Genomic DNA, 17,018 nt, shown 5'->3' with positions numbered 1-17,018 from the left:
TCCCTGGTTTTATTGGGTGTTGTACTGGCGCTGCAGGAACAGCAGCTTGTCTTCGTCGAGCTCGATGCCCAGGCCCGGGCCGGTCGGCAGGCGCAGCGCGAAATCCTCGTACACCAGCGGCGTGCGCAGGATGTCCTCGGTCAGCAGCAGCGGGCCAAACAGCTCGGTGCCCCAGGCCAGTTCGCCGAAGGTGGCGAACAGCTGCGCCGAGGCGATGGTGCCGACCGCGCCTTCGAGCATGGTGCCGCCGTACAGGCCGATATTGGCCGCCTCGGCGATTGCCGCCACTTGGCGCGCGCCGTTCAGGCCGCCCGACTGGGTGATCTTGATGGCATACACGTCGGCGGCGCGGCGTTCGGCGATGCGGAAGGCGTCGAGCGGGCCGTGCAAGGCCTCGTCGGCCATCAGCGGCACGCGGTTCATGTCGCGCAGGCGGCGCATGCCTTCGTGGTCGTGGGCGGCGATCGGCTGCTCGACCAGGTCGACGCCGGCGTGTTCGAGCAATTGCATGCCCAGCATGGCCTCGGTCTGGCTCCAGGCCTGGTTGACGTCGACGCGCACGCTGGCGCGTTCGCCCAGCGCGCGCTTGATGGCGGCCACGTGGGCGGCGTCGGCACGCACGTCGCGCGCGCCGATCTTGAGCTTGAAGACATTGTGGCGTTTGCGATCGAGCATTTCCTCGGCTTCGGCAATATCGCGCGCGGTGTCGCCGCTGGCCAGGGTCCAGGCCACCGGCAGGCTGTCGCGCACCCTGCCGCCGAACAGGTCCGAAAGCGGCACGCCGATGCGGCGCGCCTGCGCGTCCTGCAGCGCGGTCTCGATGGCGCACAGGGCGAAACGGTTGCCCTGCAGGCTGGCGCGCAGCGCATGCATGCGGGCGTTCGGGCTGGTGGCGTCGGCGCCGACCAGCAGCGGGCGCATATGGGTTTCGATATTGACGCGGATGCTGTCCGGGCTTTCCTCGCCGTAGGCCAGGCCGCCGATGGTGGTCGCCTCACCCCAGCCGATGATGCCGTCCTCGGCGCGGATGCGCACCAGCACCAGCTTCTGGCGCCGCATGGTGGCGACCGACAGCTGGTGCGGGCGGATGGTCGGCAGGTCGAGCAGCAGCACGTCGACGTTCTCTATCCTGATGGTGGTATGGCTCATGGCACTCCTCGTATTGTTCACTCCATCTTAGGAACAAGTACGCGCCGCGTCCAAGACCGATGGCGGCAAGCGCCATACCTGAAAGGTATAAGGCGGTGCGAAGAGCAATGAGGGGGATGCGCAGGGATGCGGCAGCGGCCAGCGGCGCTCGCTCAGGCTGAAATCGACAGGGTTTGCGCGCCTTCGCGCATGGTCTCGGAAGGCAGCACGCCGAACTGGCGGCGGTAGTCGCCGGCGAAGCGGCTGGCGTGTTCGTAGCCGCACAGCGCGGCGACGTCGGCGATATTGGGCTGGCGCGGTCCCGCCGCCTCGCGCTTGCTGATCAAGCGCAGGATGCGCCGCGCCGCGTTCAGGCGCATCGCCTTGAGGTACTGCTGCGGCGACACGCCCAGGCAGCTTTCGAAGTGATACTGCAAGGTGCGCTGGCTGACGTGGGCGGCGGCGCATACCTCGACGATGGAGAAGTCGTTGGCCAGGTTGTCGCGCATGAAGGCGATCGCCTGCCGCACCACGCGCACCTGGCGCTGCGCCGATTGCGGCATGGCGGGAATGTCCACCCCGGCGCTGATATTGAGCGCCAGCACGATATTGTTCAGCGCCGTGTCGGTCAGCAGCGACAGCGGCATCTCCTCGGGCCAGTTGCTTTGCGAGTGCAGCATATGCGACACCATCAGCCAGAAATGGCGCAGCATGGCGCCGGCGCTGTCGGTCAGCGGCACCACGCCGCAGCCCAGCGCGCGCTGCACGATGTCGCCGCTGGCGCCACCGCGGTGACTGTTCAACAAGCCGGCGTCCAGCGACAGGCCCAGCAACTCCACATTGCCCTCGGTGCGCAAGTCGTAGGTCCTGCCGCCTTCGAGCACGATCAGCGACTGCGCGCCGACCGGGCGCTGGTCAATCTGCAGCGTGTCGTTGTTGAGCACCAGGCCAAACACCACGCTGCCGGCGGGCGGCGCCACGCGCTGGTGCAGCGACTGGTTGGTCTGCTCGGCCACGATCATGATCTGCGGCCCCTGCACGCTGGCGACCTTGCCGGCGAATTTGCCGCAACCGAGCTGGCGATACTCCTGCTGCCAACCCGACAGCAAGGCCGACTGCTCGTCGATGTCTTCGCTATGCCAGCGCGAGATCGGAACGAGCATGGGAACAGCCAGGGGAGCGGAAGGTGTGTGCATGACTCAAATCAAAAAGGCAATGATATGGGTCAATATTAACGCCACTTTCTCACTAAAAGTCACACCCGCGATAATTTAGCCGCCGTTGTTGCGCGATTGCAGCGCTTATGTAACAACATTGGTAACAACATTGTCTGGCAGTTCATGACGCGCCAGCGCGACATGGTGTGCGCCAGCACCGGCGTGCTCGTCGATCGCCAGCGGCAGCATCTCGGCGGCCATGGCGCGAAAGCGCGCCAGCACCAGCCCGGCGTCGCCACGGCGGCAGTTCATGATCACGGGCGACACCGCGTCCGCTTCGAGCACCGGGCGAAACACCACGCTGTCGCGGCGGCCGTGGCCGACCGACGCCGGCACCAGCGCCACGCCGATGCCGGCCGCCACCAGGCCCAGCGCGGTCTGCATCTCGTTCGCTTCGCGCACGGTTGCCGGCGGCACGCCGTGGCGGGCAAACAATTCCAGCACCTGGTCGGCGTAGCCGGGACGCGGCCGCGCCGGGTAGACCACCAGCGCCTGGCGCGCCAGCTCGGCCAGCGGTATGGCCAGGCGGCCGGCCAGCGGATGCGAGGCCGGCAGCGCCGCCAGCAGCGGCTCGCGCAGCAAGGTGACGCACTCGATGTCGGGGTCGTCGATCGGCAGGCGGCCGAAGCCGACATCGATCCGGCCCAGCTTGAGCGCGGCCGCCTGCTCCATCGTCAGCAGCTCGGTGAAACTGGTCTCCACCTCCGGTTCGACGGCGCGAAAGCGCCGTATCAGCTGGGGCAGCAGCCCGCACATCACCGACGGCACGAAGCCGATGCCCAGCCAGACGCGCTGGTGGCGCACCAGCCGGCGCGTGCCCTCCTCGATTTCGCGCAGGCGCGACAGCACCTGCCAGGTCTGCTCGTAGAAGAACTTGCCGGCCACCGTCAGCGCGATCGGCCTCGACTCGCGGTCGACCAGTTCGACGCCGAGCAGATCCTCGAGCTGGCGGATCTGCCGGCTCAGCGGCGGTTGCGCGATATGCAGGCGCTCGGCGGCGCGGCTGAAACTGAGCGTTTCGGCCACCGCATGAAAATACTTCAGATGCCGCAGTTCCATCGTCATGGTGATTGCTCCTGTTTCAGTGCTGGCGCAGCAAGGCGGCACGGTCGATGCCGCGCCCGAGCGCCGCCGCCGTCACGCCGCCGAGGCCAAAGTCGCTGTTGGGCAGGTCCACGATGAAGACCCGCACTACCTCGGGCGCCACGCCGATGGCGGCGGCCGCCGCCGTCAGGCGTTCGATCAGGCGCGCCTTTTGCGCGTCGCTGCGCCCGGCGATCAGGAACACCTGCAGCACGGCGCGCGGCGCGCTTGCCGGCTGGCCCGCCACCGCATAATGCTCGTGCGGCACTTCGGTAAGCATCACGCACACCGCTTCGGGCGGCGCGTCGACCGAAGCGACGACGGCGTCGGTCAGCAGCGCGATCAAACGCTGCCTGGACGCCGGCGGCTGGCCGGCCGTAATGTAGGCCTGGATGGTTGGCATGAAGACTCCTTTCAGCGCATGAACAGGCCGCCGTTGATATCCCAGCAGGCGCCGGTGACGGAGGCGGCGCCTGGCGCGGCCAGCAGCAGCACGGCGTCGGCGACGAAGCCGGCGTCCCCTAGCGTGCGCACCGGGATGGTTTGCGTGATCGCCGCCAGCTTTTCGGCCGGCACCGTCTCGTGCACGATGGGCAGGTCCAGCGGGCCTGGCGAAATGGCGTTGACGGTCACGCCGGAGGCGGCAAGCTCGCGCGCGAACACCTTGGTCAGCGTCAGCACGCCGCCCTTGGCGGCCGCGTAATGGGCGCCGGTGGCGGTGCCGCCGGTCTGCCCGGCCAGCGAGCCGACATTGATGATGCGCCCGTAGCCGCGCCTGGCGAACGCCTGGCCGAACACCTGGCAGGCCAGGAACACGCTGCGCAGGTTGACCGCGACGACGGCGTCGAACTCGTCGGCGCCGATCTCCATCAGCTGCGCCACGCGCGACTGGCCGGCGTTATTGACCAGCACATGCACGCCGCCCCAGCGCTGTTCGAGCATGGCGGCGGCGGCTTCGAAACCGGCCTTTTCGCGCACGTCGAGGCGCAGGCCCAGCGCGGTGTCGCCGCTGCCATCGAGGTTGCCGGCGATGGCCGCCACGGCGTCGGCGTCGAGGTCGGCCAGCGCCACCTTGTAGCCGGCCGCGTGCAGCCGGCGCGCGATCAGTTCACCGAGGCCGCGGGCCGCACCCGTGACCAGCGCGACTTTGCGGTCGTTCATGGCTCAAGCTCCCTGGATGATCAGGGCGCGGCCGATGCGCGCTTCGATCTTGCCGAACTTCCACAGGCGGTAGTCGCCCACCTTGACGGTGCGGAACAGGTTGCAGGCGGCGACGACGGTGTCGAGATCGGCCACGTCGGCCATGATGTAGACCGTCCACGGCCACGATTCGGACGCACCGACCATGGTGCGGTCGTCGTCCATGGTACCGAGGATGTTCACCCCGGGCATGGCGTTCATGGCGCTCATCATCTCGCCATAGCCTTTCCAGACGGCGCCGATGTCGGTTTCGGGCAGGTCGAAGAAGTTTTGCGTCACGCCGATGCAAAACAGCACGCGCAGGGGATCTTTTGGGGTGTCGGACATGGTGGTCTCCAGTGTATTGTTGTGGGAGGTGAGAAATTACAGGAAGCCGGGCATCGGCGGCACGCCCAGCGCGACGGCGCCGGCGCCATCGTAGATACCCTCGCCGAGGAAAGCGTGCTGGCGCACCACGGCCGCGTCGCGCAGGTAGCGCTGCAGCGGATGGCTGGTATAGATCGCCGTGGTGCCGGCCAGGCCGTACATGTGGCGCGTCACCGAATCGCCGGCGCGGGCGGCATCGACCGCCGCCAGGCGCAAGGTGGCCACCTGCGCCGGCGTGACCGGGTCGCCGGCCAGCACGGTATTCCATACTTCGCCGGTGATATCGTAGAAAAAGCCGCGCGCCGCGCGCAATCGCGCCTCGGCCTTGGCCACCTCGATGCGCACATAGGAGCGGTCGGCCAGCTTGGGCGCGCCGGTGATGGCCACGCGCCCGCCTGCCATGCTGTTGATTTCCTCGATGGCGGCGCGCGCGATGCCCAGGTTGACCACCGCCAGCACCTGCGCGGCGTAGGCGATGGTCGGATAGCGGAACAGGGGCTCGTCGATCATCGGCTCGCCGCCGCGCACGAAAGTCCATTCTTCGGCAACGAAGCGGGCATCGACGCGCAGGTCGTGGCTGCCGGTGCCGCACAGGCCCACCACGTCCCAGTTGTCGATGATCTCGACCTGCTCGCGCGGCAGCACGGCGGTGCGCGGCTTGCCGCCCGGCTGGCCCGGGGTGGCCGTGCCGATGCCCACGCCCAGCACGTCGGCGCCCTTGCAGCCGCTGGCAAACTTCCAGGTGCCGTTCACCAGGAAGCCGCCGTCGACCTGGGCCGCCGGCTGGATCGGGAACAGGCCGCCGGCGAACACCAGGTCCGGGCTGTCCGCATACATGATCGCTTGCGTGGCTTTCGGCAGCGCCGCCAGATAGATCGAGGCCGAGCCGAAGCTGGCTACCCAGCCGGTAGAACCGTCGGCCTGCGAGATGCGTTCGACCAGCGCCAGGAATTGGGCGGGGCTCATGCCGCTGCCGCCAAAGCAGGCCGGCGTGGCGGCGCGGTACACGCCCTGGCGCTTGAGGCGGTCGATGACGTCGCGCGGCACGTGGCGCAGGGTGGAAAATTCGGCGTGGCGCAGGCGGATATCGGCCAGCAACTGGTCGAACGTCTCATTGGGGGCGGCGCTGGCCGCAGTGGTGGCAATCGATGGGGCTTCGGCGTGATGGGCTAGCATGGTTGTCTCCTGATGTATGTGGCATGGCGCAAACGGCTGCTGCCAGTGTAGGCAGGTCGCAGGCAGGCTTCAATCGGGATGATTCCGGCAACGCTAGGTGCAATGCCGGTGGCGTCTGAAGAAATTACGTAGTGGCGCGCGGCGGCGCGCGGGCCGCCCTATAATCGGCTGCTACTTTGGCGGAGAACACCATGGCGCAATTCGAATCGGGCGATTTCCAGCGCATGGTGCAGGCCATGTCCTCCTGCATCATCGTGCACGACGCGGCCACCAAGGCCATCGTCTGGGCCAACCCGGCCGCCTGCGCCGTGCTCGGCTTCACCCTCGAGGAGCTGCTGCCGCTCAAGGCGCCCGACATGAGCGCGCATACGGCGCGCTACGGCCGCGATATCGGCCTGCGCTGGCTGCAGGGGGCGGTCGAACGCGGCATCAATATCATCGAATGGTGCTATCGCAGCAAGCAGGGCGAGGACATCATGTCCGAAGCGGTGGCCACCCTGGTGCACCTGTCCGGCGGCGACGTGATCATGGTGCAGTTTCGCGACATCGCGCGCGAGGAGCAGGCCAGGCGCCAGATGAAACGGCTGGAAAGCCGGCTCAAGGAATTCATGCAGGACTCCGACGAGGGCGTGGCGGTGCTGGACGCCGACGGCCGCTTCGCCTACCTGAGCGCGGCCGGGCGCCAGCTGCTGCACCTCGACGCCGCGCCAGGCGCCGCCCTGCCCCTGCTGCGCAGCCTGTGCGTGACCGATTCGCGCCACGAACTCGAACGGGTGCTGGCGCTGGCCCTGCCGGACGGCCCGGCGCTGTCGCTGGGCTTTTCCACGACAACCGGCGCCGAGGGCCGGCGCCGCTGGTTCCAGGGCAGCTGCCGCCATATCGATATCGAGGGCGATCTCACGGGCCACCTGTTGCATTTTCGCGACATCAGCGAACAGGTGGAAGCGGCGCGCGCGCGGCGCGACCAGCAGGCCGCGCTCGAATACCTGGCGCGCCACAATGCCATGGGCGAAATGGCCGGCGCCATCGCGCATGAACTGAGCCAGCCGCTGGCGGCGATCCGCAACTATATCGAGGGCACCAGCCTGCGCCTGCGCGGCGCCGCCACCGACAAGCACCCCGCCCGCGAGGATCTGCTGTTCGGGCTGGACGCCGCCGCGCGCCAGGTCGACCACGCCAGCGCCATCATCAGCAGCGTGCGCGCCTACGTGGTCAAGCTCGAACAAACGGAGGCGCCGGCCGACCTGAACGCCATCCTGGCCGACACCCGCTACTTCATCGAACTGAAAGCGGCCGAGGCCGGCGTGCGGCTGGCGTTTGAATTCGCGCCGCAGCCTTTGATGATCAGCTGCGAAAAGGTGCTGATTGGCCAAGTGATCCTGAACCTGGCCTTCAACGCCATCGAGGAGATGCAGCGCGCGCCGCAAGCGCGGCGCCGGGTTCAACTCTGGTGCCAGGCCGACGGCGGCCGGGCGCTGCTGTCGGTGCGCGACCAGGGCGAGGGCATCGCCGCCGCCCTGCACGAGCGCCTGTTCGACGGCTTCTTTACCTCGAAAGTGAGCGGTAACGGCATCGGCCTGGCGCTATGCAAGAACATCATCGGCCGCCATCGCGGCGACATCTGGGCCGAACAGGGCGCACCGGGCGGCGCGTTGTTCCGCTTCGCGCTGCCGCTCTTGCCACGGCTGGCCGACAGCGGCGTTCAGCAATTGCGGCCGTAACCCTGCAACAGGTCCAGCACCAGCTGGCGCAGCCACTTGCCGGCCAGGTCGTTGTCAAACTCCTCGTGCCAGTGCAGCATGATGTCGACCGGCGGCAGCGCCACCGGCAACTCGTAGAGCGCGAACTGTTTGCCGGCGTTGAACAACCGCCCGATGCGCAGCGGCACCGTGGCCGCCAGGTCCGATTGCGCCAGGATCAGCGGCAGCACCGAAAAATGCGGAATCTCCAGCGCCACCCGGCGCGCCACCCCCAGCCCGTGCAGCGCCTGCGCCACCTGGCTATGGCTGCTTTCGGCCGAACGCACCTGCACATGCGATAGCGCCTCGAATTCCTCCAGGCGCAGCGCCTGGCGCCGCGGCAACCCCGCGCGGCGGCGCGTCAGGCAGCAATACGATTCGCTGAACAGCAAGGCGTGGCGCGTGGCCTCGCGGATCGCCGGCAGGTTGCCGATCGCGCAATCGATGTTGCCAGTGCGCAGCGCCTCGACGAGACCCTCCTGCGGCACCTGCACCACCTTCAGCTGCACCTGGGGCGCCAGCTGGCGCAACTGCTCGCAGATCGGCGGCAGGAACACCATTTCGGCCACGTCCGTCATCGACACGCGAAACACGCGCGTGCTGGACGCCGGATCGAAGCCGTCGGCATAGCGCAACGCTTCGTGCACGGCCTGCAGCGCGCGGCCGATCGGCTTGGCCAGTTCCAGCGCGGCCGGCGTCGGCTGCATGCCGTCGCGCGTGCGCACGAACAGCGGGTCGTTGAACAGTTCGCGCAGGCGGCTGACGGCGTAGCTGACGGCCGGCTGCGACAGGTGCAGGCGGTGGCCCGCCAGGGTCAGGCTGCGCTCTTCCGATACCGCCTGGAACACGCGCAGCAGGTTCAGGTCCACATTGTTAAAGGTCGTCATTGCTGTTTAGTCTCCCCACCATAATCCATGTCACTGATTCAGATCATACAATACATCAATTTGATCTATGTTAATTGCGCTCCTAGAATCGAGCTGCATTTCACAACAACAAACCGGGAGACACCATGAGCACCACTGCACTGCAAGACCTGGCCGCACGCCTGTCCCGCGTGGAAGCGGCGCAGCAGGTACGCAACACGCTGGGACGCTACATGCAGCTGTGCGACCAGCCCTGCGCCGACCGCCGTTTTCCGCAACTGGCCGACCTGTTTACCGACGACGCGGTATGGGAAGGCGTCGGCGCGCTGTATGCCGGCACCTTCGGCCGCCACCAGGGCCGGCAAGCGATCGCCGCCTTTGTCGGCGCCTACCTGGCGCCATCCACCCACTTCCGGCGCAACCTGCACTTTCTCACCTCCGACCAGGTGTATGTCAACGAAGACGGCGCCGGCGCGCGCGGCCAGTGGCTGATGCTGCAGCTGTCGACCTACGGCGACGGCGACGGCGACGCGCAGGCGATCACGGCGCGCCTGGAAGTCGATTTTGCGCCGCTGCCGGACGGTCGCTGGCTGATCGCGCACTTTCGCACCGAACGCCTGGAATGCGTGCCATGGAACCCAGCGCCAGCCGGGGAGAAAAGCGCATGAACGCCTATGTTGAACGGTTCACGCTGGGCCGCGAGGGCGGCGCCAGCATCGCCATCAAGGACTGCATCGACATCGCCGGCCACGCCACGCGCGGCGGCAGCGCCGCGCTGGCCGACAGCGCGCCGGCGGCACGGCACGCCGAGGCGGTGCGCCTGCTGCTGGCTGCTGGCTGGCTAATCAACGGCAAGACCACCATGCACGAACTGGCCTACGGCATGACCGGCATTAACCACTGGGCCGGCACGCCGCGCAATGCGCAGCATGCGCAATGGATACCGGGCGGCTCGTCGAGCGGCTCGGCGGTGGCCGTCGGCGACGGCGAGGCCGACGCGGCGCTGGGCAGCGACACCGGTGGCTCGATCCGCCTGCCGGCGGCCTGCTGCGGCGTGATCGGCTTCAAACCTACCTTCGGGCGCGTCAGCCGGGCCGGCGCCTGGCCGCGCGACAGCAGCCTCGATTGCGTCGGCCCTCTGGCGCGCGAGATGCGGGTGCTGAACCAGGTGATGGCGGCGATCGTCCCCGCTTTTGACGCGGCGCGGGCCAACACGCCGCAGGCGCAGGCCAGCGTCGGCGTGCTGGCCACCGGCAGCGACGCCGCCATCGAAGCGGCGCTGAACCAGGCGCTTGGCGCCAGCGGCTGGCACACCGAACAACGCGCCCTGCCCGGCCTGGACGCGGCGTTCCAGGCCGGCATGACCATCATCAATGTCGAGACCTGGGCCGCCTTCGGCCACTTGCTGGGCAGTGGCAAGGTGGGCGCCGACGTGGCCGCGCGCCTGGCGGCCGCCGGCGCCACCACCGACGCCGCGCGCGCCGCCGCCGAACAGGTGCGCCGCGCCTTTACCGACGAGGTCGACCGCGCGCTCGAAGGCGTCGACGCGCTGGTGCTGCCGACCCTGCCGTCGCTGCCGCCGACCCTGGCCGAGGTGGCGGCGGGCCAGCCGGTGCTCGCCTTGAGCCGGCTGGTGCGCCCCTTCAATCTCAGCGGCCATCCGGCGCTGAGTTTGCCGATATCGCTGGCCGCCGGTTCGCCCTGGAAGGCGGGCCTGCAACTGATCGGGCGCAAGGGCGACGACGAACGCCTGTGCGCCCTCGCGCTGCATCTGCAGGACATGCTGGACCATCACGCCGTTCCCTCTCATTCACCAGATCACTCACCCGATCAACCACAGGAGCACCCATGAACGCCCCCTTACGCTTCCACCCGCGCACCGCGCAGTCCGGCTACGCCGACCTGGTCCAGGACGCCCTGGTCGACCCCTCGCTGTACACCGATCCGCAGATCTTTGACGCAGAAATGGACCGCATCTTCAGCCAGACCTGGATCTGGGTGGCCCACGTCAGCGAACTGCCCAAGCCGGGCGACTTCCGCTCGACCTTTGTCGGCCGCAATCCGGTGATCGTGGTGCGCGACCGCCAGCACGCTATCCACGTGCTGGAAAACCGCTGCCGCCACCGCGGCGCCACCGTCTGCGAAAAAACCCGTGGCAACGCCACCGGCTTTACCTGCCCTTATCACAGCTGGTCGTATGGCCTGGACGGCAAGCTGCGCGGCCTGCCGTATGCCGACGGCTACGAGGACGTGATCGAAAAATCGGACCTGCCGCTGAAAAGCCTGAAGGTCGGCGTGTATGGCGGCATGATCTTCGCCAGCTACAACCAGGACGTGGAACCGCTGGAAGACTTCCTGGGCAACGCCCGGCACTGGATCGACCTGTTCATGAAACAGGGCGCCGGCTTCCCGGTCAAGACCCAGGGCGAACACAAGTTCAGCTTCAAGGGCAACTGGAAGATCCAGCTCGAGAACACCACCGACGGCTACCACTTTCCGGTGGTGCACAAGACTTTCCTGCAGTCGGTCGACGCGGAAACCTCGGCCATGCTGTCGTTCATGACCGACGAGGAATCGATCACCCGTTCGCTGGGCAATGGCCACAGCGTGATGGTGATGGTGCCCGAGCACGTCGACCTCGATATCGACGACGGCACCGAGGCACTGCAGGAGCGCTTCGCCCACGTCACCGAAGCACTGTCGAAGGACTATCCGCCCGAGCAGGTGCGCCGCATCGTGCGCTCGCTGCACGGCGCCGGCTTCAACCTGAACCTGTTTCCCAACGTGGCCATGTCGATGTCGTTTTTCCGCGTGCTGCGCCCGGTGGCCGTCGACGAGACGGAAATCCGCCACGTGGCGCTGGGCATGGACGGCGGCCCCGAGATCGCCAACCGCGAACGGCTGCGCATCCACGAACACTTCCAGGGCCCGTTCGGCTTCGGCAGCCCGGACGACGCCGAGGCGTGGGAGCGCGTGCAGGCCGGCGCGCACGCCGGGCGCGACGTGCCGATACTCGTCAACCGCGGCCTGAACCGCGAGTGGCAGGACCAGAACGGCGACAAGGTGTCGCATTCGACAGACGAAACCGGCATGCGCGAAGCCTATGCCATGTGGAAAAGGATGATGAGCAAATGAAAAACCAACACAATCTGCCTGGCGCCGGCCAGGACACCCCATTCGGCCGCGCCATCGCCTTTGTCTGGCACGAGGCCGAGCTGCTCGACAGCAAAAACTACGGGGACTGGGGCCAGCTGTGGGCCGACGACGGCCACTATGTGGTGCCGATCGATCCTGACACCACCGATTTCGCCAGCACCCTGAACTACGTCTACGACGACGCGCGCATGCGCCGGCTGCGTATCGAGCGCTTCACCTCGGGCTTTTCGATGTCGGCCGCCGATTCGGCCGTCACCGTGCGCACGGTGTCGCGCTTCACCCTGGTCGAAGCCGTGGACGACGAGATCGAAGTACGCTCGGCCCAGCTGCTGGCCGCCTTCAAGCGCGGCGCGACCACGCTGTTCGCCGCCAACCTGACGCACCGCATCCGCCTGACCGAAGACGGCCCGAAACTGGTGCGCAAGGTAGTGCGCCTGGTCAATTCGCAAGACGCGCTCAATGCGCTCGGCTTTTTACTGTGAGCGGCCATGAAACTGACCGTTGCCAGCATTACCGAAGAAGCGCCAGGCATCCTGGCCTTCCGCCTGACCGACCCGGCCGGCGCGCCGCTGCCGCCCTATACGCCGGGCGCCCATGTCGACGTCACGGTCCCTGGCGGCATCGTGCGCCAGTACTCGCTGTGCGGCGATCCGGCCGACCTGTCGTGCTACCGGATCGCCGTCAAGCTTGAGGCGGCCTCGCGCGGCGGCTCGCGCGCGCTGCACGCCCAGGTGCGCCCCGGCGCGGCGCTGGAGATCGGCGCGCCGCGCAACCTGTTCGCGCTCGATGAAGGCGCGCCCGAACATGTGCTGTTCGGCGCCGGCATCGGCATCACGCCGCTGCTCAACATGGTGTATGCCCTGAGCGGCGGCGAGGCGCGCTACACGCTGCATTACTTTGCGCGCAGCCAAACCGATGCGGCGTTTGCGGCGCTGCTGGCGGCGCCGCGCTTCGGCGGCAATGTGCGCTTTCACTATGGCGTGTCGCCCGAGGCGATGCCGGGCGTGCTCGACGCCTGTCTGGCGGCCGCCGCCAGCGGCGCTGCCGCGCACGTCTACACCTGCGGCCCGGCGCCGTTCATGGACGCCGTGGTGGCGCGCGCCGCCCTCGATCGCCCGTCGGAAAGCATCCACCTCGAGCACTTCCAGGCCGCTCCGGTGGCGGCCAGCGGCGCGGACCACGCTTTCGAGCTGGAACTGGCGGCCTCGGGCCAGGTGCTGGCGGTGCCGCCAGGCGAGAGCATCGTCGACGTGCTGGCGCGCGCCGGCATCATGCTCGACACCTCATGCAGGGAGGGCATCTGCGGCACGTGCGTGGTGCCGGTGCTCGACGGTGAGCCGGATCACCGCGACCATTGCCTGTCAAAAAAGGAAAAGGCCGCCAACGACCAGATCTGCGCCTGCGTCTCGCGCTCGCGCTCGGCGCGGCTGGTGCTGGATCTGTAACGGTGGGGTGGATTTGCGGATTGCGGCTAGAACAATGCCGCAATCCGGCTTTACACTGGGGCAGTGAAATCAGGCGACGGCGCGGGTCGGGCGCACGGTGTGGAACAGGCGGTTGAAGTAGATCAGGCTGTCGCGCTCTTCGCGCACGTCGATCTCGTCGAGTTCGACGAACAGCACCGAATGCGAGCCGACCGCCTTGACGTCCTGGATATGGCCTTGCAGCTTGACCAGCGCGCCGGCCAGCACCGGCTGGCCCGCCACGCCGGCCTGCCAGTCGTCGAAGGTGAAGCGCTCGTCCATGGCCACCCTGGTGGCGCCGGAGAAATGCATGGCCAGCTGTTCGTGCTCGCCGCTGAGCACATTGATGCACAGGTGGCCGTTCTGCTTGAACACGTCGTGCATGGCGCTGTTGCGGTTGATACAGACGAGCACCGTGGGCGGGCTGTCGGTGACCGAGCACACTGCGCTGGCGGTGATGCCGCAGCGGCCAGCGTCGCCGTCGGTGGTGATGATGCACACTGCCGCCGGCAGGTGCGCCATCGCATGGCGGAAGGCGGTTTGCTGCGGCGTGAGCGTGGGGGCGGGTTTGGCGGGGGTAGTCATGCAAGTCTCCTCTGGTGTGGGTTCATCGCCAGAATACGGCAGCGGCCAGGCGCGGACAATGCGGCAGAACGCCAGTGCGGATAAGGAAATTACGTAGTCGGGACGCAGGATGGAGACGAAAAAGATGGATACTTCCGTGGTTTATATCGTCGATGACGACGAAGGCGCGCGCACTTCGCTGGCGTGGCTGCTCAATTCGGTCAATATCCGCACCGCCTGTTTTCCGGGCGCTGCGGCCTTCCTCGACGCCTACGACGCCCAGGCGCCGGCCTGCCTGGTGCTCGATGTACGCATGCCCGAGATCAGCGGCTTCCAGCTGCAGGAGCGGCTCAAGGCCCTGGGCAGCGAGTTGCCGATCATTTTCGTCTCGGGCCACGGCGACATCCCGATGTCGGTGCGCGCGCTGCGCGCCGGCGCCGTCGATTTTTTTGAAAAGCCGTACAACTCGCAACAGATCCTCGACCGCATCCAGCTGGTGCTGGGCGACGAAGAAAAACGCTTTCCCGAGCGTGCCAAACGGATCGAGCTGCGCGAAAAGCTCAAGCACCTGAGTCCGCGCGAGCGCGAGGTACTCGACGGCATGCTGCGCGGCGACGCCAGCAAGGTCATCGCCCGTGCCCTCAATATCAGCGCCCGCACGGTCGACGTGCACCGCGCCGCCGTCAAGGAGAAGCTCGGTTGTCACAGTTCGGCGGGGCTGGTGCGCGATGTGGTGCTGGCGTTCGGGCCGGGCATATTGACGCAGGTGGGAGGCAAGGGTTGATATCAGCCCTGGGCAATCTGCCGCCCACCGTCCATGATCAGAACGCGCCGACGTAGTTTTCCGCCAGCGCCGTCGCCATCGCGCGCGAACTGACCACGCATTCCAGTTCGGCGCGCTGCATTTCGCGGCTGAAGGGAGTGGCCTCGGCGAAGGTGTGCAGCAGACTGGTCATCCACCACGAAAAATACTCGGCGCGCCAGATGCGTTTCAAGGCGCCAGCCGTGTAGCCCTGCAGCCGGTCTTCCCGCCCCTGGCGGTAAAACTGCTCCAGCCCCTGCGCCAGCAGGTGCACGTCCGACACCGCCAGGTTCATGCCCTTGGCGCCGGTGGGTGGCACGATGTGCGCCGCGTCGCCGGCCAGGAACAGCCGGCCCGCCTGCATCGGCGTCGAGACGAAGCTGCGCATGCCGATGATCCCTTTCTGGAAAATGCGTCCCTCGTTGACCTTCCAGCCATCGTTGTTCTCCAGGCGCGCGTGCAACTCGGCCCAGATGCGGTCATCCGACCAGTTGTCGACGTGGTCGGCCGGATCGCACTGGAAGTACAAGCGCTGCACCGCCGGCGAGCGCGTGCTGACCAGCGCGAAGCCGCGCTCATGCTGCGCATAGATCAGCTCATCGGACGATGGCGCCGATTCGACCAGGATGCCGAACCAGCCGAAGCCGTAGATGCGCTGGAAATCCTGGCGCTCTTGCGCCGGCATGGCCGGCCGCGTCACGCCGTGGTAGCCGTCGCAGCCGATCACGAAATCGGCATCGATGCGCAGCGCCTCGCCACCATGCCGGAAGCTGACCGCCGGCGCGGTGCTGTCGATGTCGTGCAATTGCACCGCGCCGACTTCGAACAGCAACTGGCCCTGGGCCGCCAGCCGCGCCGCCACCAGATCCTTGATCACTTCGTGCTGCGGATAGACGGTGATGGCCTTGCCCGTCAGTTCGGTCAGGTCGATGCGGTGGCGGCGGCCGCCGAACGCCAGTTCTATGCCATGGTGCAGAGCACCCTCGGCCTGCATGCGGGCACCGACGCCGGCGTTGGTGAGGATGTCCATGGTGCCTTGTTCCAGCACGCCGGCGCGTATCGTCGCTTCGATCTCGGCCTGGCTGCGCGACTCCAGCACGATCGATTCGATGCCGTTCAAATGCAGCAGATGTGATAGCAGCAGGCCCGCCGGGCCGGCGCCGATAATGGCTACCTGGGTACGCATAATGTCTCCGATATGGTTGTGATGTGCAGCCATCGTAGCCTCGGGGAGCCTTAAAAAGAATGGATGAAACAGCATAAAACTTGTACTATTTCGACAGACCCACGCCTCCCCAGCTACCCCGCCCATGGCCAGAAACGCAAAACCAGCACTGCGCGATATCCCCCAGTTTGGCCTCTATGGCGAGCAAACACGGGGGGAAAACGCCGAATTCGTGCATATCGAACTGATCGAAACCCGTAGCCGGGTGCACCACTGGCACATCGAAAACCATGTCCACCGTGGCCTTTTTCAGGTACTTTTTCTATTCAAAGGCGAAGTGCGCGCCAGCATCGACGGCGCCGCCTGGGAATGCCGGGCGCCGACCGTCATCACCATCCACCCCTCGGTGGTGCACGGCTTCGACTTTTCGTCCGAGGCGCACGGCTATGTGCTGACGGTGGACCAGAACGTGGTGTTCGCGCTGACGGAAAACCATGGCGACCTGTATTCGCCACTGTTCGTCGAGCCGCTGGCGATCGACCTGGCCGGGGCGCCGGAGTGCGCACGGCTCGAAGCGCTGCTGCGGCAGTTGCTGGCGGAAGCGGCCTGGCCCCAGTACGGCCACACGCTGATGCTGGAATGGCTGGCGCGCAGCGCCTTGCTGCTGCTGGTGCGGCTGCACGCCGAGCGCCGCTTCGCCGATCAATCGGGCCGCAGCGACTTTGAACTGTTCAGCCGCTTCCGCGCCGAGGTGGAGCGGCACTACAAGGAACAATGGCAGGTCGGCCAATATGCCGGCGCGCTGCGCGCCACGCCGACCCGGCTCAACCGCCTGTGCCTCAAACTGTCCGGCAAATCGGCGTTCGACATCGCCCAGGACCGGCTGATGCTGGAAGCATGCCGCAAGCTGACCTACCTGCCGGCCAGCATTGCCAGCATCGCCTATGAGCTGGGCTTCCAGGACCCGGCCTACTTCAGCCGCTTGTTCAAGAAGCGCATGGGTTTGACGCCCAAGCAATTCCGCAGCGCCTGAATCAGGCACGGATACGGCCGCCGAGTCAACATTCGGCGGCGGCGCAACATCCCGCAATGC

At 67.1% G+C, this 17,018-nt stretch carries 18 protein-coding genes; 8 read left to right on the top strand and 10 right to left on the bottom strand.

Annotated elements, in window-relative coordinates:
- Nucleotides 1-9: 9 nt before the first annotated feature.
- The 7 genes from CD932_RS20630 to CD932_RS20600 all read right to left on the bottom strand — a co-directional run bounded on the left by CD932_RS20630 (nt 10) and on the right by CD932_RS20600 (nt 6,170).
- Nucleotides 10-1,149: a muconate/chloromuconate family cycloisomerase gene (locus CD932_RS20630; protein WP_094444681.1), complete on the bottom strand. Its 1,140-nt coding sequence runs from the start codon at nt 1,147-1,149 to the stop codon at nt 10-12.
- A 152-nt stretch (nt 1,150-1,301) separates the two neighbouring features.
- Nucleotides 1,302-2,324, bottom strand: a complete 1,023-nt coding sequence (locus CD932_RS20625; RefSeq protein ID WP_094444680.1) for a helix-turn-helix domain-containing protein — start codon at nt 2,322-2,324, stop codon at nt 1,302-1,304.
- A gap of 105 nt (nt 2,325-2,429) precedes the next feature.
- The gene (locus CD932_RS20620) at nt 2,430-3,410 is read right to left on the bottom strand and encodes a LysR family transcriptional regulator (protein WP_369679846.1); all 981 of its coding nucleotides are present in this window, start codon (nt 3,408-3,410) and stop codon (nt 2,430-2,432) included.
- 16 nt (nt 3,411-3,426) lie between these two features.
- Nucleotides 3,427-3,831 (bottom strand): tautomerase family protein, encoded by a 405-nt coding sequence (locus CD932_RS20615; RefSeq protein ID WP_094444679.1) that lies wholly within the window; start codon nt 3,829-3,831, stop codon nt 3,427-3,429.
- 11 nt (nt 3,832-3,842) lie between these two features.
- On the bottom strand, nt 3,843-4,589 hold the full coding sequence (locus CD932_RS20610; protein WP_094444678.1) for an SDR family NAD(P)-dependent oxidoreductase: 747 nt from the start codon (nt 4,587-4,589) through the stop codon (nt 3,843-3,845).
- 3 nt (nt 4,590-4,592) lie between these two features.
- Nucleotides 4,593-4,955: a hypothetical protein gene (locus tag CD932_RS20605; RefSeq protein WP_094444677.1), complete on the bottom strand. Its 363-nt coding sequence runs from the start codon at nt 4,953-4,955 to the stop codon at nt 4,593-4,595.
- Between the two features lie 36 nt (nt 4,956-4,991).
- Nucleotides 4,992-6,170, bottom strand: a complete 1,179-nt coding sequence (locus CD932_RS20600) for an acyl-CoA dehydrogenase family protein (RefSeq protein ID WP_094444676.1) — start codon at nt 6,168-6,170, stop codon at nt 4,992-4,994.
- A gap of 191 nt (nt 6,171-6,361) precedes the next feature.
- Between CD932_RS20600 and CD932_RS20595 the strand changes: the two genes are divergently transcribed.
- A complete protein-coding gene (locus tag CD932_RS20595; protein ID WP_094444675.1) occupies nt 6,362-7,891 on the top strand; it encodes an ATP-binding protein in 1,530 nt (509 codons plus the stop codon).
- Here CD932_RS20595 and CD932_RS20590 read toward each other — a convergent pair.
- The gene (locus tag CD932_RS20590; RefSeq protein ID WP_094444674.1) at nt 7,873-8,796 is read right to left on the bottom strand and encodes a LysR family transcriptional regulator; all 924 of its coding nucleotides are present in this window, start codon (nt 8,794-8,796) and stop codon (nt 7,873-7,875) included. The genes CD932_RS20595 and CD932_RS20590 overlap by 19 nt on opposite strands.
- Before the next feature lie 125 nt (nt 8,797-8,921).
- Here CD932_RS20590 and CD932_RS20585 point away from each other — a divergent pair, with 125 nt between their 5' ends.
- Genes CD932_RS20585 through CD932_RS20565 form a run of 5 tightly spaced genes read left to right on the top strand, consistent with a single transcriptional unit; the run spans nt 8,922 to nt 13,376 of the window.
- Entirely contained in the window at nt 8,922-9,443 is a 522-nt protein-coding gene (locus tag CD932_RS20585; protein ID WP_094444673.1) for a nuclear transport factor 2 family protein, read from the top strand.
- Nucleotides 9,440-10,627: an amidase gene (locus CD932_RS20580; RefSeq protein ID WP_094444672.1), complete on the top strand. Its 1,188-nt coding sequence runs from the start codon at nt 9,440-9,442 to the stop codon at nt 10,625-10,627. The genes CD932_RS20585 and CD932_RS20580 overlap by 4 nt, the downstream gene beginning before the upstream one ends.
- The gene (locus CD932_RS20575) at nt 10,624-11,910 is read left to right on the top strand and encodes a Rieske 2Fe-2S domain-containing protein (protein WP_094444671.1); all 1,287 of its coding nucleotides are present in this window, start codon (nt 10,624-10,626) and stop codon (nt 11,908-11,910) included. The genes CD932_RS20580 and CD932_RS20575 overlap by 4 nt, the downstream gene beginning before the upstream one ends.
- Nucleotides 11,907-12,413, top strand: a complete 507-nt coding sequence (locus CD932_RS20570) for an aromatic-ring-hydroxylating dioxygenase subunit beta (protein WP_094444670.1) — start codon at nt 11,907-11,909, stop codon at nt 12,411-12,413. Before CD932_RS20575 ends, CD932_RS20570 begins: the two co-directional genes overlap by 4 nt.
- A gap of 6 nt (nt 12,414-12,419) precedes the next feature.
- Nucleotides 12,420-13,376 (top strand): PDR/VanB family oxidoreductase, encoded by a 957-nt coding sequence (locus tag CD932_RS20565; protein WP_094444669.1) that lies wholly within the window; start codon nt 12,420-12,422, stop codon nt 13,374-13,376.
- A gap of 69 nt (nt 13,377-13,445) precedes the next feature.
- On the opposite strand, the gene hpaC is transcribed toward CD932_RS20565, so the two are convergent.
- Nucleotides 13,446-13,979, bottom strand: a complete 534-nt coding sequence (hpaC, locus tag CD932_RS20560; RefSeq protein WP_094444668.1) for a 4-hydroxyphenylacetate 3-monooxygenase, reductase component — start codon at nt 13,977-13,979, stop codon at nt 13,446-13,448.
- A 124-nt stretch (nt 13,980-14,103) separates the two neighbouring features.
- Between hpaC and CD932_RS20555 the strand changes: the two genes are divergently transcribed.
- Nucleotides 14,104-14,742 carry a response regulator transcription factor gene (locus CD932_RS20555; protein ID WP_094445286.1) on the top strand — a complete coding sequence of 213 codons (639 nt, stop codon included), beginning with the start codon at nt 14,104-14,106 and terminating at the stop codon, nt 14,740-14,742.
- A 37-nt stretch (nt 14,743-14,779) separates the two neighbouring features.
- Here CD932_RS20555 and CD932_RS20550 read toward each other — a convergent pair whose 3' ends face one another.
- Complete coding sequence (locus tag CD932_RS20550; RefSeq protein WP_094444667.1) at nt 14,780-15,946, bottom strand: 4-hydroxybenzoate 3-monooxygenase; 1,167 nt, start codon at nt 15,944-15,946, stop codon at nt 14,780-14,782.
- 124 nt (nt 15,947-16,070) lie between these two features.
- On the opposite strand from CD932_RS20550, the gene CD932_RS20545 reads away from it, so the two are divergent.
- Nucleotides 16,071-16,958 (top strand): helix-turn-helix domain-containing protein, encoded by an 888-nt coding sequence (locus CD932_RS20545; protein ID WP_094444666.1) that lies wholly within the window; start codon nt 16,071-16,073, stop codon nt 16,956-16,958.
- The last annotated feature ends 60 nt before the right edge of the window (nt 16,959-17,018 follow it).

It is taken from the genome of Janthinobacterium sp. PC23-8, assembly GCF_002250505.1.
GTDB lineage: Bacteria > Pseudomonadota > Gammaproteobacteria > Burkholderiales > Burkholderiaceae_D > Janthinobacterium.
The sequence above is the reverse complement of the archived record's forward strand: the minus strand, read 5'-3'. Positions and strand labels throughout refer to the sequence as shown.

Coding starts and splice junctions, on each gene's coding strand:
- CD932_RS20545 (WP_094444666.1), top strand. CDS start 16,071: ATGGCCAGAAACGCAAAACCAGCACTGCGCGATATCCCCCAGTTTGGC.
- CD932_RS20600 (WP_094444676.1), bottom strand. CDS start 6,170: ATGCTAGCCCATCACGCCGAAGCCCCATCGATTGCCACCACTGCGGCC.
- CD932_RS20570 (WP_094444670.1), top strand. CDS start 11,907: ATGAAAAACCAACACAATCTGCCTGGCGCCGGCCAGGACACCCCATTC.
- CD932_RS20590 (WP_094444674.1), bottom strand. CDS start 8,796: ATGACGACCTTTAACAATGTGGACCTGAACCTGCTGCGCGTGTTCCAG.
- CD932_RS20625 (WP_094444680.1), bottom strand. CDS start 2,324: ATGCACACACCTTCCGCTCCCCTGGCTGTTCCCATGCTCGTTCCGATC.
- CD932_RS20555 (WP_094445286.1), top strand. CDS start 14,104: ATGGATACTTCCGTGGTTTATATCGTCGATGACGACGAAGGCGCGCGC.
- CD932_RS20585 (WP_094444673.1), top strand. CDS start 8,922: ATGAGCACCACTGCACTGCAAGACCTGGCCGCACGCCTGTCCCGCGTG.
- CD932_RS20550 (WP_094444667.1), bottom strand. CDS start 15,946: ATGCGTACCCAGGTAGCCATTATCGGCGCCGGCCCGGCGGGCCTGCTG.
- CD932_RS20595 (WP_094444675.1), top strand. CDS start 6,362: ATGGCGCAATTCGAATCGGGCGATTTCCAGCGCATGGTGCAGGCCATG.
- CD932_RS20580 (WP_094444672.1), top strand. CDS start 9,440: ATGAACGCCTATGTTGAACGGTTCACGCTGGGCCGCGAGGGCGGCGCC.
- CD932_RS20575 (WP_094444671.1), top strand. CDS start 10,624: ATGAACGCCCCCTTACGCTTCCACCCGCGCACCGCGCAGTCCGGCTAC.
- CD932_RS20610 (WP_094444678.1), bottom strand. CDS start 4,589: ATGAACGACCGCAAAGTCGCGCTGGTCACGGGTGCGGCCCGCGGCCTC.
- CD932_RS20615 (WP_094444679.1), bottom strand. CDS start 3,831: ATGCCAACCATCCAGGCCTACATTACGGCCGGCCAGCCGCCGGCGTCC.
- CD932_RS20605 (WP_094444677.1), bottom strand. CDS start 4,955: ATGTCCGACACCCCAAAAGATCCCCTGCGCGTGCTGTTTTGCATCGGC.
- hpaC (WP_094444668.1), bottom strand. CDS start 13,979: ATGACTACCCCCGCCAAACCCGCCCCCACGCTCACGCCGCAGCAAACC.
- CD932_RS20565 (WP_094444669.1), top strand. CDS start 12,420: ATGAAACTGACCGTTGCCAGCATTACCGAAGAAGCGCCAGGCATCCTG.
- CD932_RS20620 (WP_369679846.1), bottom strand. CDS start 3,410: ATGACGATGGAACTGCGGCATCTGAAGTATTTTCATGCGGTGGCCGAA.
- CD932_RS20630 (WP_094444681.1), bottom strand. CDS start 1,149: ATGAGCCATACCACCATCAGGATAGAGAACGTCGACGTGCTGCTGCTC.